Raw genomic sequence first — 15,166 nt, forward strand, 5'->3', positions numbered from 1 at the left:
GGCGGGCGATAATAGCGGGCACGAGTGAAACGAAGTAAAGCGGTTAGCGGGGCAGGTGCATCCGAAGGACTGCTCACTTTCATTTCCAACCCCTTTATTTAGAAATCCAGCTTATTGCTATTCCCTTTTAGTCTATTTACTTTAACCTTTGGCCTCCCTCATCCATCTTCCATTTCACATCGTGCATCCTTTTCTGTCATGCTGTCAGTAAACTACAGCCTCTTTTTTTACATTTTATCAGTCTTTTACCCATATTATCTGCCAAAAACCAATTGGCACATGCATTGTTTAATAGGAGTAGAAATTATAATACTTTAAAAAGAGAAATTAAAAATACAATGGGAAAAATTATTGGAATAGACTTAGGAACAACAAACTCTTGCGTGAGCGTAATGGAAGGCAACGAGCCTGTAGTTATCGCAAACAGTGAGGGTAAACGTACTACACCGTCTATTGTTGCTTTTGCAGAAAACGGTGAGCGCAAGGTTGGCGAGCCTGCTAAACGTCAGGCTATAACCAACCCAACAAAAACGATATATTCGATTAAACGCTTTATGGGTAACAGCTACGACGAAAGTGCGAAAGAAGCTGGGCGTGTACCTTATAAAGTTGTTAAAGGTGATAACAACACTCCACGTGTTGAAATCGACGACAGAAAATACACTCCACAAGAGATTTCTGCAATGATTTTGCAGAAAATGAAAAAAACTGCTGAAGATTTCCTGGGTCAGGAAGTTACAGAAGCGGTAATTACTGTACCAGCTTACTTTAATGATGCACAACGTCAGGCTACCAAAGAAGCAGGCGAAATTGCAGGTTTAACTGTAAAACGTATCATTAACGAGCCTACTGCAGCTGCTTTAGCTTATGGTTTAGATAAAGCACACAAAGACATGAAAATTGTTGTGTTTGACTGTGGTGGTGGTACACACGACGTTTCTGTATTGGAATTGGGTGATGGTGTTTTTGAAGTGAAATCTACTGATGGTGATACACACTTAGGTGGTGATGACTTTGACCACATTATTATTGACTGGTTAACTGATGAGTTTAAATCAGAAAACAACATGGACCTTTCTAAAGATCCAATGGCATTACAACGTTTAAAAGAAGCTGCTGAGAAAGCTAAAATTGAATTATCAAGCACAACTTCTACCGAAATCAACTTACCATATATTACTGCTGATGCCAGCGGCCCTAAACACCTGGTGCGTACATTATCACGTGCTAAATTTGAGCAATTGGCTGATAGTTTGATCAAACGTACTATCGATCCTTGTAAATCTGCTTTGAAAAATGCTGGTTTAAGCACGAGCGATATCGATGAGATTATTTTAGTAGGTGGTTCAACCCGTATACCTGCTATTCAGGAAGCGGTTAAAGCTTTCTTCGGTAAAGAGCCAAGTAAAGGTGTTAACCCTGATGAGGTTGTAGCGATCGGTGCTGCTATTCAAGGTGGTGTGTTAACTGGTGATGTGAAAGATGTATTGTTATTAGATGTTACGCCTCTATCATTAGGTATCGAAACTATGGGTGGTGTAATGACTAAATTAATCGAGTCTAACACTACTATCCCAACTAAAAAATCAGAGACTTTCTCAACTGCAGCTGATAACCAGCCTTCAGTAGAAATCCATATCTTACAAGGTGAGCGCCCAATGGCTGGCCAGAACCGTACAATTGGCCGTTTCATTTTAGATGGTATTCCACCAGCACCTCGTGGTGTGCCTCAGGTAGAAGTATCATTTGATATTGATGCCAATGGTATATTACACGTAAGTGCAAAGGATAAAGCGACTGGTAAAGAGCAAAAAATCCGTATCGAAGCATCTTCCGGTTTAACTGACGCTGAGATCAAAAAAATGAAAGAAGAAGCTGAAGCTAATGCAGCAGACGATGCTAAGCAAAAAGAAGAAGCTGATAAAATCAATGGTGCTGATGCTTTAATTTTTTCAACTGAAAAACAACTAAAAGAGTTTGGTGATAAATTATCTGCTGATAAAAAAGCACCGATCGAAGCTGGTTTGGAGAAATTAAAAGCAGCGCATAGTGCTCGTAACTTTGCAGATATCGATGCAGCACAAGCTGAATTGCAAGCTGCATGGAACGTAGCGTCTGAGGAAATGTACAAAGCTGGTGAGCAACCTCAGGGTGGCGAACAACCACAAGCTGATGGTCAGCCTCAAGGTGGTGGCGATAACGTTACCGATGTTGATTTTGAAGAAGTAAAAGAAGACGACAAGAAATAAATTTTGAGTCTTTAGTCCTAAGTCGTAAGTCTTGGACATATATAAAAAGCGTTTCTGATTAATTTCAGGAGCGCTTTTTGCGTAAGATTAAACCTCGAAGGCTTTTAAAACCTGCAAGGTTTGATATGATATTTTTTTGTTTTTTGGAAACGAATGGTTCTTTACTTTTCGGTTTGTGCAGCCCCGCCATTCGCTACAATCTTTTTAAACTTGTGTTGTGCTGATGAAAGAAGCATCTTTTCCGGCTGTGGCAATTACTTCCTATTAAGGCCAATGCTGTAAAAAGTATTTTCGCTGCTGTCTGGTTTAGGTAGGGAGGCTTTGGTGCTTTTCGGAGAATTTGAATAGCGATCGCTACTTATGCCGTTCTTAAATGTCTAATCTGGTCAAAAGGTAACGCTAAAACTTCTACTGGATCACTTCCTATGTCTTGCTTTCGGCTTTGCGTGATACTCCAGCTCGCTTGCTTTGCCAAAAAACCTGTTTAATAAGGCTATTGCCGGCCAAATTAACATGGGTGTAAATCTGCTTAACATATTCATACCATTCGCACTTGGTAAAAGAAGATCGATGAGGATACCCAACAAAAATATGGCAGGTACAATCAAGGTTCTCCATCGCGCCAGCTGACGGGTTTTTAAATCATCAAATCCGTCAGAAATCCTGCCTTTATGCTTTATAATGTATGTTAACATTCTGTAATTGAGAAACCCCGTTAAAGCTACATTCAAAGAATAAAACCAGAAAGGCAGGCTATATATCGTATTGTCGCTATAATAGGCAGAGCTAAAAGGCATTAGGATGATCGAAAAAAGGAAAAAGAAGTTCAGCCAGATCAGCTTATCGTCGTAATCTTTAATAAAAGAGAACATGCGGTGATGCGAGCGCCAGTAAATGGCAACAACAAAAAAGCTGATGATAAATCCGATAAATTTGGGGATTAAACTTAACAACTGATCCACCATTTCAGTCAAACCCATGTTTCTGTGGATTTCTGGAGCCTTAATTTCTATAACTAAAAGCGTAATGGCTATTGCAAATACAGCGTCTGTAAAAAGAATCATCCGCTCAATCTGAAATTCTTTCTTTAATTCACCATGTTCTGACATACAATCTAGATTAAATTCTCTTCAATAATATCCTGTAACTCTTTTTCATTTAGAGCAATTTCATGCAATAGCTTGAATTGATTTTTGGTTCTATCCAGGTTTTGTGTGGGATAACTTGTAGGATAATACTTATTGCTGCTTAAAAAATCGGTTAAAAAGCGTAATGCCTGCATGTAAATGATGTACTTACCTGAGAATAAGATCAGCTCTTTTTCTGTTTGAGTTAAAATGCTTTTCATTTCAGATAAATAACCCTTTATCATCGCTTCAAAATAAGGCAAACGCACTTTTACTTTGTCCAGATCAGTTTCATTCTCAGAGAAGGCACAAAGATAGGTACGCATCATATCGCCCAGGTCGGAAATAAATTTACCTGGCATGATGGTATCCAGGTCGATTACACAAATACCTTCATAGGTTTCATCATCTAACAATACATTGCTGATCTTGGTATCGTGATGCATTACCCGATCAGGGAAATCATTTCTATGCGAATAAGAGGCATAATAATCTAAAATGTACCTATGTGTCAAAGCATCTTCGATTTGTGCTTTTGCCTGTTCTTTTACCCTTTCTGATGCTTGGTTTAAGGCCAGTTCAAACTGTTCGTACCTTAAGCCCAGATCGTGGAAACCAGGGATGGTAGGCTGAAGCGTTTTGGCATCAAAATGATCTAACAATCTGCTCAGTTTACCAAATTGTTTAGCGGCTTCATATGCTTGTTTGGGATCAGCTAAAACGTCAAGTGAAATGGTGTTGGGTACAAATGGGAGCAACCGCCAATATTCATGGCGAATGTGTGCCATTTCTTCACTACTGGTTGTGGAAATAGGTTTTATAAAAAGATATTCAGGGTAAGTGAAGCTTAGGTAATCGGCGATAGCCCTCAGGTTGTTGGCAATGGCCTGAGGCGATTTAAAGACCGAAGTATTTATATTTTGAAGAATATATTTTTTTTCTTCTGCTGAGGGCGAAAGCAAATAAGTACGGTTAATTAAACCCGTACCTATTTGTGTAATTTTGATATTTTCTTTAGCGTATCCGTAGGCTTTTAAAACTTCGGAATCTAAATTTAATTCCATAGTTTTTCTGGATATGTTCCGTTTTTAACCAATTGGTCAATACTATCCTGAACATAGGGTTTATCTTCTTTATATGTTACACCAAACCATTTGTTGGAGGTTGGTACGACTTTAAAGGTTGCAGTGTTGCTTTTTACCAGGTTTTCACCAATCAATGGAATAAAGAATTCGGCTTTAGGTTTATCCTTATTTGCTTCAGCAAATTCTCTGAAGAGTTCTTCAGTAATTTTAAATACAGCAGGCGTAAATCCCCAGAAATTCATCGATACAGGAGTTTCGAAGGCTAAAGGAAATTCTTCACCGTTCTCTTCGTAAAAAATACTGCCATCTTTAGGATAAACTTTTGTACGTTCAACAATTTCTTTGAGGTTGCCAGCTTCATCTACCTTGCAAACCCCGCGCGAAACAGCACCGAACTCTGATAAGGTTTTGCCAATTTCGTAACCGATGATAGCGTAATTGCTGTCGGTAACTTCGGTAGTTAAGAAATCGACCATTTTTTTAAAGGCATCATAACCATAATAATCATCAGCGTTAATTACGCAGAATGGTTCTTTAATTACATTTCTCCCTGAAAGGATCGCATGTGCGGTACCCCAAGGTTTTTCTCTGTATATTTCTTCCTCAATACCAAACTGTTTTAAATCGAAATTTTGGAAAACATAGTCTGTTTCAATTCTTCCTTGGAGTTTCGGTTCGAAAATGGCTTTGAATTCGTTTACAAATTCTTCTTTAATGATAAATACAACTTTGCCAAAGCCAGCATTAATTGCATCATATATGGAATAATCGATAATGGTTTCGCCGTTAGGGCCAAAGCCATCAATCTGTTTCATACTTCCATAACGGCTTGCCATACCTGCAGCCAGTATTAATAGGGTAGGTTTCATTTATTGTTATTGTTTTAATTATGGGATAGGACTTCTAGTAATTGGGATAATTAGTAAATGTTTTGGTTCATATTGCGAAATTAGTAATAGCCACTTAATTTTACTAAAATGGACACATTGTTTTATAAAAATTTATAGTTCATTTAAATATGTAAACAACTTATCGAGGTCTTTATCATCTTTAAAATCAGTTTTTTCTTTTTTAAGGTAATCTGTTATTTCTTTTTCTTTATTTGGAAATCGCCCGATCAATGATTTTTTATCTATGCTTATTTTAGATAAACTTCCATTCTGGAAAACATAATAAGTACTATAGGTGTCAAAAGATTTATTAACTGTAGCAGATCCATACTCTTTACTTTCTGTGATTTTTTTGTAAATCCTTTTGTAAAGGGATATTTTTCCAGTGGTAATGATCTGGAAAAATGAAGCTGCATTAAGTCCATCGGTTACCGGCAAGCTACTCGTAAATTTATAATGATTAGATAAATCCGCATCTGCGATTTCGAATGTAGAAACTGGCTCGACGAAATACATTATATTTCCACCCTTTGCCTGAAAGATGAGCTTGTCATTCATGATGTCATATTTTAAGAGCATATCGCCAAAATTCTTTCCAGATTTTGTTGTTACTTTTCCTTTCGACCAAAAATCAAGAAAATATGGATTGCCACTAACATTCTCATATTTGATTTCTCTTAAAGGAGTTCCCTGCATATCTCCATAAGGCTGAACGGTAAATTGAGCATGAGTGGCAATGGAATAAAGAGAGAGCACTATAATTAGATATTTCATTACCTTATCAATTAAAATCCAAATAAACCACCACCGGTTTTTGAACGTGTTTTTTTGCCTGTAAGCATGCCGAAAATACCGCGCACAATCTCTTTACCAATTTGGCGTGTGATTGTTGCGCCCATTACCTGTTCAACCAAACTCTTTTCGCCTGGTTTAGGCTTGTTTTCCTGTTCGGCCTGTTTCTGCGCTTCAGCTTCTTGTTTTTGTTGTTCGGCTGCCGCAGTTTGGTCGTTAATACGTTTGGTTAATATCTCATATGCACTTTCCGGATCGACAGGTTCTTTGTATTTGGTGTACATCGGGCTGGCATGTACCACCTGATCGAAATCTGCTGCTGTAAGCGGCCCCATAACAGCTCTTGGTGGGGTAAGCATGGTAGCTGAAACTTCTGTGGGTATACCTTTCTCGTTTAACACCGTAACCAAAGCTTGTCCCGTTCCCAATGAAGTTAATATTTGGTCGATTTCGTAAAAGTCTGATTTTGGGTACGTATTTACCGTTTTTTTCAAAGCGTCCACATCATTCGGAGTAAATGCCCTTAATGCATGCTGAACGCGGTTACCTAACTGCCCTAAAACACTTTCAGGAACATCAGTAGGTGCCTGTGTACAAAAGAAAACACCAATTCCCTTCGAACGGATCAATCTGATAATGGTTTCTATCTGTTCTAAAAATGCCTTAGATGAGTTTTTGAACAGTAAATGTGCTTCATCGAAAAAGAAGATCAGTTTTGGTTTATCTAAATCGCCAACCTCTGGCATGGTGTTAAACAATTCGGCCAACAGGCTTAATAAGAATGTTGAATATAAAACGGGTTGGTTTTGAACATCTGCAATGTTTAACAAACTAATGGTTCCCTTGCCGTCAACACGTTCGAAAAGATCTTCAATATCGAAGGATTTTTCGCCAAACATTCCTGCCAATCCCTGCTGCTCTATGGCCACTATTTTTCTTAAAATGGTACCGGATGTTGCAGTAGATATGGTGCCATAGCTGCTTTTGATCTCTGCGGCACCAGCACCTTCCGACAGGTAAGAAACCAGTTTCTTTAAATCGTTCAAGTCGATTATAGGCATTTTGTTGTCGTCGGCATATTTGAATATTACCGCCATCACGCCCGATTGTGTATCGTTTAAATCTAATACTTTCGATAAAAGTGTAGGGCCAAATTCAAGTACGGTTGCCCGCATCTGTGAACCCATTTTGCCCGAAAGAGAGTAAATCTCGATTGGAAAACCAGTTGGTGAGAAAGGTTTGTTGAGCTGTTGCGCCCTTTCTTCTATCTTTGGATTAACTGCACCTGGCTGGTTTAAGCCTGATAAATCGCCTTTAACATCTAACATAAAAACAGGAACACCGGCATCGGATAACTGTTCTGCCAATAACTGCAGGGTACGTGTTTTGCCGGTTCCGGTTGCGCCCGCGATTAAGCCGTGCCTATTCATCATTTTTAACGACAAATTAACTTCAGCTTCGCTATATATCTGTCCGTCTAAAATTCCGGCGCCTAAATAAATGTACGAGCCCGTTGGGGTGTAGGATGATTTTATTTTTTCGATGAATTTTGAAGAAAGATCGCTCATTTTTTAAAATTAGATTGCCAATTTAAGAAACATATCTTAAAAAGGTTGTGTTTTTGTTTCCACTTTTCATGCAAAATATTGCACAAACGGTTGTTTAATGTTGCTGGCTAAGTTGCTTATAATAATTTAGTTCGTTCTGAAGTGCAGTTATTTCCTGCTGCATATTTTGCAATTGATTAAGCAGATGTGAAACAGCATGAATGCCTTCCAGGTTAATCTCCAGATCTTGTGCCAAACGCAGGTATTGCTCCAGTTTAGATAATTCATCGATAGGTAAAAAGACCGATTTCTTTTTAACGGTGGTGTGGATCAAACCAAAATCTTCGAGAGAATGGATGAAATTAATCTCCACATGGTGATAAGCGCAGATGTCTTCTACAGGTATTAGATAGGTTTCCATAATGGTTAGAATTTGGAAAGTTTTTCGAATAATTCTTTTTGTTCGGCGCTTAAAGAGGTTGGTAATTTTACCTGCCATTTGATATAGAGATCGCCAAACTGGTTGTCTTTTTTATAAACGGGGAATCCTTTTCCCTTTAAGCGTAAAGTGGCGTCAGGCTGTGTACCTTCCGGTACTTTCAGCTTAACCTTGCCATTTAAGGTTTCTACAATTTTTTCGCCTCCCAAAATAGCAGTATATACATCTATCTCTTCCTGAATGTAAATATCATTTCCTTTACGTTTGAATTTAGGATCATCGGTAATGTTGAATTTGATAAACAAATCTCCGGGAGGACCATTGTTAACGCCAGGTGCACCATAACCCGGCAATTTAATTTTTTGCCCGTTTTCTACACCTGCCGGAATGGTGATACGCACCTGTTTTCCATTAACCGTTAAGGTTTGCTTGTGGGTAGTATAGGCATCGAGCAGGTTTAATTGTAAATCGGCATTGTAATCCTGACCTTTAAAAGGGGAATTTCTGCTGCTTCTTCCTCCACCACCAAACATCGATGAAAAGAAATCAGAAAAATCGTCGCCACCAAAACCACCTGAATAACTATTGCCTCCTCCGTAACCGCCAGCCTGCGATTGATATTGTCTTTGCTGCTGTTGCTGGGCATCTAATTGATCGGCATGTTGCCAATCCTTACCATATTTATCATATTTCTTCCTTTTCTCAGGGTCGCTTAATACTTCGTTGGCCTCATTAATCTGCTGAAATTTTTTGTTGGCTTCCTCGTTATTAGGATTAAGATCGGGATGGTGTTTTCTGGCTAATTTTCTATATGCTTTTTTAATATCCTCAGTTGTTGCATCTTTCTTTAAATCGAGGATTTTATAATAGTCTATGTAGTCCATAATGGCTTAACAAATAAGTAAAGGGAATGTTCAGTTTTATGGGATAAATGTAAGGTTTTAGTGTGGGAATGTGGGTAGGGCGTGGTGCAAAGCGTGTAGGAAATAGAGCAAAGGGCATAGCGGATAGAGTAAGGGACCTATGGCGGATGAGGAATGGTTGGCTGTCAGCTGACTGATGAATTATATTATTGCAATTCTAATCGAAAAGAACCTGGTAAAGTGCCGGGTATAAATCACCAATGCCACAAAAAATCTCTTTAAACAAAAAAAAGTGCCTCAGTTTGAGACACTTTAATCGATAAAGGTAGAGAGAATTATTTTTTGTTTTTTACATATTTTTCTAACCATTGGTCTTGCTCCCAAAGCATGTGCAATAAGTTTTCTTTGCCCCGGTAGCTATGTGCTTCATAAGGTAAGAATACAAAACGGGTAGTACCGCCGGCTCCCTTTATGGCATTGAACAAGCGTTCGCTATTAATGGGGAAAGTACCTGGATTATCGTCAGAATCGCCATGGATTAAAAGCAATGGTGTTTTAATTTTATCAGCATAACTAAACGGGCTCATTTCATAATACAGCTGAGGGGCCTGCCAATAGGTACGTTCTTCATTTTGAAAACCAAATGGCGTTAAGGTTCGGTTATAAGCACCGCTACGCGCAATACCTGCTGCAAAAAGATTGGTATGGGCCAATAAGTTTGCGGTCATAAATGCACCATAACTATGGCCACCCACAGCCATCCGTTTTTTATCGCCAACACCTAAATCGGCCAGTTTATTAATGGCAGCTTCGGCATTTAACTGTAGCTGATCAACAAAAGTATCGTTGGGCTTTTTTCCATCTTTTGCCACAATTGGCATTTCAGCATTGTCTAAAACAGCATAACCACGGGTTACCCAAAAAATAGGAGAAGCCCAGCTAATGGTTGTAAATTTATCCTTCGAACCCCGGATCTGCGCAGCATCTGCTGCAGAGTTGAATTCGCGTGGGTAAGCCCATATCAGCGCAGGCAACGGTCCGTCTTTATCTTTGTTATATCCTATAGGGAGATAAAGATCACCAGTTAAATCAACACCATCGGCACGTTTGTAAGAAATTTTCTGTTTGGTAATACCTTCTAACGATGGATATGGATTGGTAAAATTGGTAATTGGCTGATCAGCGATACGTAACATCAGGTTTTTAATAAAATAATTGGGAACCAATTTCTGACTTTCTTTCCTGGTCACTAAAACAAGTTTGTCAGGATTGATCACATCACTTACGTATTCGAAAGTGCCTTCGGCACTGCGCCAGATAATTTCGTTCTTTTTAGTGGCCAGATCGAACTTGGCCAGGAAAGGCAAATCTCCTTTTTCTGACGAACCCACAATATTGTTCATCAATAATTTGGTGCCATTATCAACGGTTTTAATTACCTGGCGGCCATATTTGTTTTTAATAGTAACAGGCGAGCCCGGATTACCATAAGCATCGGTTTGGTTACGGCTGTATAATTCTTCTACCGCACCTGTTGTAGGGTTATAACGGCTTACTTTATTGGTTTGTTTACTGCGTAAACCTTCCATAACCAGCGCCAGATTGGCATCGCCCCATTGTACACCACGGTAACGGGTCTGCGTTTTGAATAATTCTTTTTCTGTTCCTGTAAAAGGTGCGCTTAATGCGTAGACTGCATCATGAAATGGAACGTCTTTTTTGATTAAACCGCTGTCCAACGGCTTACTCCAAACCAATGTAGCCGCTTCGTCATCTCTCCAATCAAAGCCGCGTGGTACATTCTGCGTGTTGTCGTAACCCGATGGTGTACCTTCTGAAGATGGTAGCTCGGCAATAACTTTTAGGGTTTTACCGGCTAAATCGGTAATGGTTACCGTTGATGGGAAGCCATAAGCCGAAACGAGGTAAGAAAAAGGTTTGCGGATGGTTTCTACCATCATATAATTTTTATCCGGTGATAAACTTGTTGAACCATAAATGGCTGGTTTGCCGATTGGTGTTTCTACACCTGCGGTATTTTTTACCAATTGAGAGGTAGCAAAAAATTCAAATAATTGCTCATCAAAAGGCGATTTAATTAAATCCTGGTAGGTTGCACTCGGAGCAGCTTTACCTAAATTTTGCTGTATGGTAGGCCCTTTTGGCATTAATGGTTTTGTAGGTGCGGCACTGGCTGGTTTGGTTACGGTACGATAAATAATGGTATTATCGTTTAACCAGGTAAGGCCACTGCCTAAAACTACGTTTAAGAAAGCCTTATTGGTTTTTGTTGCTTTTTTTGTCGCCAGATCGATGATATATAGCTCTACACCTTTTTGTGTGGTATGGGTAAAGGCAATTTTGTTTTCTGACGGGTTCCAGCTGATGTTACTGGCATATAAAGGTGTTGGCAATCCGCTTACCTGAAAGCTTTGGTTGGATTTTATATTTTTAAGGCTAAAATTGTTAATGTAGGTCTGTCTGCTCGGCGAATAATTATTAGGGTTTAACCTTAAGCCTGCGATCCGGTACTCGGGCATGGCCAGTTCTTCTACCGAAGGATAAGAGTTACGTTCGCTAAATAGGATCCACTCCGCTTTACCATCTATACTCACGCCAGGTGTTGGTTTTGCCAGTAGTAAATCGGCAATTTCTTTTGGTGGGTTTTGGTAGCTTACGGCATCTTGTGCAGCTGCATTTAGCGATACGCAAGTGCCTGCTATTAATAAATAGAGCTGTAGTTTTTTAATCATTTCCAGTTTGTTTGTTCGAAGTGGGGAATAATCAAATATTGCAAAATTTAATAAATTGCAACGTAACTTCTTATTTACATCATGAATGGTTTTTCTTTTTTTACCACAAAGGGCACGATGAGGAAGGCATCAAGTTTGATGTTTATTTTTTGTTATATGGATTTAGATTGTTCAACTTTATATGCTTTTAATTCCGTGTTAATCTGTGCTTCTGCGGCAAAGAAAGTTCTAATCATAAACGAAGCGTCCAATTCCATCATCCATTTTATATCATCCCTCATTTAAGGATACAAACTACTGATGTAGGTCACAGAATTGGTTACCATTTCCTTTAAAACCGTGATATCAATGTCACTCATTCTTTTTACATATACACAGGCTTTGGCTGTTTTATGTTTCCCAAATTTGGCGAGTAGCGCTTCGCGATCTTTAAATTGTGAAGAAAAGTATAAAGCAATGGCATTTTGCCGTGGTGAAAAACCAACCAATGGTGCGTCGCCTTCTCTGCCGCTTTCATATTTATAATGATAGCTCCCAAAACCAACAATGGCGTTGCCCCACATTTTGGCGGTAAAACCTGTTGTTTCGGTAATCATTGCGGATAGATCAAAACAATCTTTCCGTTTAGTCTCGTCGGTTACTGTATTTAGAAAGTCGCTAACGCTTAAATCGTTTTCGGTGGTTTTATTCTGTGCCATTACTTTTTTAAATATGAATATAAGCTTATTCCATAACTGTTTCAAGATCTAACATCTGAATTGTAATATTTTTAAGTATTAAGCCTAAGCCTTTTATAATTCTCTAATTTGGTAACCATTAATTTAGAAACCATCAATATGAAAGCATACCATCCATTTAACTGTTTTTTGGGCATTAATAGTTTAGTTATTTGCTTACTACTTTCTTTTGTTAGTGCAAATGCGCAACAAAAACTAAATGTGGCTGTAGCTGGGTTAAATCATGATCATGTATATCTGATCATGAACAGCTATCAAAAGGCTGAAGTTAACATCATCGGCATTGCAGAAAGTAATCCCGATCTGGTTAGTAAGTTTAAAACCCGCTATAAAATTCCTGACAGTATATTTTATTCCAACCTGACTGATTTATTAAAGAAAAAGAAGCCGGATGTTGTGCTCGCCTACAATGCCATTAGCGATCATCTGGCGGTGGTGGAAGCTGCGGCCCCACTGGGTATATCGGTAATGGTAGAAAAGCCATTGGCTGTAACGGTTAAGCAGGCTGAAAGGATGGCGGCATTGGCCACACAATATAAAGTGCATATCCTTACCAATTATGAAACCACCTGGTACCCAAGTAACCAGGAGATTTATAAAAATGTGAAGGAAGGCAATAGCATAGGTGCATTGAGAAAAATAATCGCGCACGATGGGCATGAAGGCCCAAAGGAAATCGGGGTAAGTAAGGAATTTTTAAGCTGGTTAACCGATCCAAATAAAAATGGGGCAGGAGCACTGGTCGATTTTGGTTGTTACGGTGCCAATTTAATGACCTGGTTAATGGATGGAAAAGCGCCCATCTCGGTAACTGCAATTACACATCAGATTAAAAAAGATGTTTATCCCAATGTAGATGATGATGCCACAATTTTATTGGAGTATCCTAATGCTACAGGAATTATAGAGGCTTCATGGAACTGGCCATTTAGCATCAAAGATATGGAGGTGTTTGGTGCAAAGGGATACATCCAGGCTGTTAACGAAAAAAATATAAGGGCAAAGATAAACGGTAAGGATGATTATAAGATTTATCAGGCAAAAGCATTGGAACCAGCCTATTCAAATCATTTAAACTATTTAGCTGCCGTTTTAAAGGGTGAAATTAATCCAACAAATGATCTGTCATCTTTAACCAATAATTTAATTGTGGTAAAAATTTTAGAGGCCGCTAAAATTTCCGCTAAAACGGGTAAAAAGGTGTTGTTAAAATAGGACGCCTACATAACAAAAATAGCCACCTGAATGATGGCTATTGATAAAAGATTTTTCATCTTTCTATGGTGTGCCTGCCCTCCGCGGATCTCCCGCTCACAGGACTTTTTTGTCGTTGTTTTATGCTTAACAATTTAGGTAATAGTTGGTTTTGTTCTGCAAAATAATTTTACACATCGTGTGGAAAATGTTAATATCTCAGTTAAAATGCTCAAATAGTTGCTTCTTTGAGTAAAGTTTGTAAAAATGCCGCGTAGTTATACGCAAATTTTCTGTTTAAAAACTTTTTTAAGGGTTTGATGTTTGTGAATTGGTTGCTCCAAGGGGTAAATTATTACCTGTAAAAAACTAAATCATGACTGAATTAAATAACGAGCTTTTTTGTAGGCTGGGCGATTTGTCTGTTGATGGCTATTTTATTTATGAGCCTCAGTTCCAAAAATTTTCATACTTAAACAAAGCGGTAGCTAAAATTTGGGAACTGGATCTGGATGAAGTTTTAAATAATCCACAAATATTGTTCAACCAGATCCACCCTGAAGATCTAACACATGTCATATCGTGTTATGAAGAAAGTTTAGCGGATAGTACAGAAAAAAAATACGAATTCCGCTTATTATTTGCCGATCGGGAAAAATACGTACGCATAATTGTTTCTGCTGTTACTGATACGACCGGGCAGCATTTAGTGGGTACAATAGAAGATACAACAATAGCACGGCACAATAAGATCCATATCGAACAGATCAATGCCAGAAAAAATATAACCTTAGAAGTGCTGGCACACGATTTAAAAGAGCCGCTTGGTATGATGAAGTTAACGGCTTCATCAATGGAGGATGGCATTGCACAAACGGGTGATGAGCAGATGATGAATTCACTCAGTTTTATTAAGGATATGTGCGAACGTAATCTGCTTTTGGTGCGTAGTATGATAAACCGCGAGTTTTTAAAATCTTCGGTAGTTGAAATCGGAAAGGAACGGGCTGATCTGGTTTGGGAGCTTCGGGATGTAGTACGTTTTTATAAAAGGTCTAAATTAGGTAAAGAAAAAAATATTCAGTTCACCAGTTCTGCTGAACAGATCTACCTGCGCTTGGATAGTATGAAGTTTATGCAGGTAATCAATAACTTAATTTCGAATGCACTCAAGTTTACGGCCGATCGCGGTTATGTAGGCTTACATGCTGAAGAATTGGAAGATACTGTATTAATCAGTGTAACCGACGATGGTATCGGGATTCCGGAAGATTTGCAGGCCGGGCTTTTCGATCATTTGCCCGAAACTTTAAGGCCTGGTTTAAAAGGGGAAGAATCTGGTGGTTTTGGCATGGGGATAATTAAGGCGATTGTTGAATTACATCAGGGAAAAATCTGGTTTAAGAGCAAAGTTGGTGTTGGAACCACCTTTTACATCGAGCTACCTAAGTAGTCTTTTTTAATTTTAAAAGGACGTAAGTTATATTTGA

General features: G+C 38.7%; 12 protein-coding genes. 3 read left to right on the forward strand and 9 right to left on the reverse strand.

Features of this window, described 5'->3' with window-relative positions; all coding sequences use genetic code 11:
- Positions 1-338 precede the first annotated feature (338 nt).
- Positions 339-2,249 carry a molecular chaperone DnaK gene (gene dnaK / locus AC04Q1_RS14830; RefSeq protein WP_478365368.1) on the forward strand — a complete coding sequence of 637 codons (1,911 nt, stop codon included), beginning with the start codon at positions 339-341 and terminating at the stop codon, positions 2,247-2,249.
- A 416-nt stretch (positions 2,250-2,665) separates the two neighbouring features.
- Here dnaK and AC04Q1_RS14835 read toward each other — a convergent pair whose 3' ends face one another.
- The 9 genes from AC04Q1_RS14835 to AC04Q1_RS14875 all read right to left on the reverse strand — a co-directional run bounded on the left by AC04Q1_RS14835 (position 2,666) and on the right by AC04Q1_RS14875 (position 12,443).
- A complete protein-coding gene (locus AC04Q1_RS14835; RefSeq protein ID WP_478365369.1) occupies positions 2,666-3,358 on the reverse strand; it encodes a TMEM175 family protein in 693 nt (230 codons plus the stop codon).
- 5 nt (positions 3,359-3,363) lie between these two features.
- Complete coding sequence (locus AC04Q1_RS14840; protein ID WP_478365370.1) at positions 3,364-4,440, reverse strand: phosphotransferase enzyme family protein; 1,077 nt, start codon at positions 4,438-4,440, stop codon at positions 3,364-3,366.
- A complete protein-coding gene (locus tag AC04Q1_RS14845; RefSeq protein WP_478365371.1) occupies positions 4,431-5,330 on the reverse strand; it encodes a nucleotidyltransferase family protein in 900 nt (299 codons plus the stop codon). The genes AC04Q1_RS14840 and AC04Q1_RS14845 overlap by 10 nt, the downstream gene beginning before the upstream one ends.
- 132 nt (positions 5,331-5,462) lie before the next feature.
- Positions 5,463-6,125 (reverse strand): hypothetical protein, encoded by a 663-nt coding sequence (locus tag AC04Q1_RS14850; protein WP_478365372.1) that lies wholly within the window; start codon positions 6,123-6,125, stop codon positions 5,463-5,465.
- Between the two features lie 11 nt (positions 6,126-6,136).
- Positions 6,137-7,711 carry a helicase HerA-like domain-containing protein gene (locus tag AC04Q1_RS14855; RefSeq protein WP_478365373.1) on the reverse strand — a complete coding sequence of 525 codons (1,575 nt, stop codon included), beginning with the start codon at positions 7,709-7,711 and terminating at the stop codon, positions 6,137-6,139.
- 94 nt (positions 7,712-7,805) lie between these two features.
- A complete protein-coding gene (locus AC04Q1_RS14860) occupies positions 7,806-8,111 on the reverse strand; it encodes a chaperone modulator CbpM (protein ID WP_478365374.1) in 306 nt (101 codons plus the stop codon).
- Positions 8,112-8,116: 5 nt separating this feature from the next.
- Positions 8,117-9,013 (reverse strand): DnaJ C-terminal domain-containing protein, encoded by an 897-nt coding sequence (locus AC04Q1_RS14865; RefSeq protein WP_478365375.1) that lies wholly within the window; start codon positions 9,011-9,013, stop codon positions 8,117-8,119.
- A gap of 314 nt (positions 9,014-9,327) precedes the next feature.
- Positions 9,328-11,745 (reverse strand): alpha/beta hydrolase family protein, encoded by a 2,418-nt coding sequence (locus AC04Q1_RS14870; RefSeq protein WP_478365376.1) that lies wholly within the window; start codon positions 11,743-11,745, stop codon positions 9,328-9,330.
- Positions 11,746-12,026: 281 nt separating this feature from the next.
- Positions 12,027-12,443: a DUF1801 domain-containing protein gene (locus tag AC04Q1_RS14875; protein ID WP_478365377.1), complete on the reverse strand. Its 417-nt coding sequence runs from the start codon at positions 12,441-12,443 to the stop codon at positions 12,027-12,029.
- A 138-nt stretch (positions 12,444-12,581) separates the two neighbouring features.
- Here AC04Q1_RS14875 and AC04Q1_RS14880 point away from each other — a divergent pair, with 138 nt between their 5' ends.
- Entirely contained in the window at positions 12,582-13,697 is a 1,116-nt protein-coding gene (locus AC04Q1_RS14880) for a Gfo/Idh/MocA family protein (protein WP_478365378.1), read from the forward strand.
- Positions 13,698-14,052: 355 nt separating this feature from the next.
- Complete coding sequence (locus AC04Q1_RS14885) at positions 14,053-15,129, forward strand: PAS domain-containing sensor histidine kinase (protein WP_478365379.1); 1,077 nt, start codon at positions 14,053-14,055, stop codon at positions 15,127-15,129.
- Positions 15,130-15,166: the final 37 nt, after the last annotated feature.

The sequence above is a fragment of the Pedobacter humicola genome (assembly GCF_056490705.1).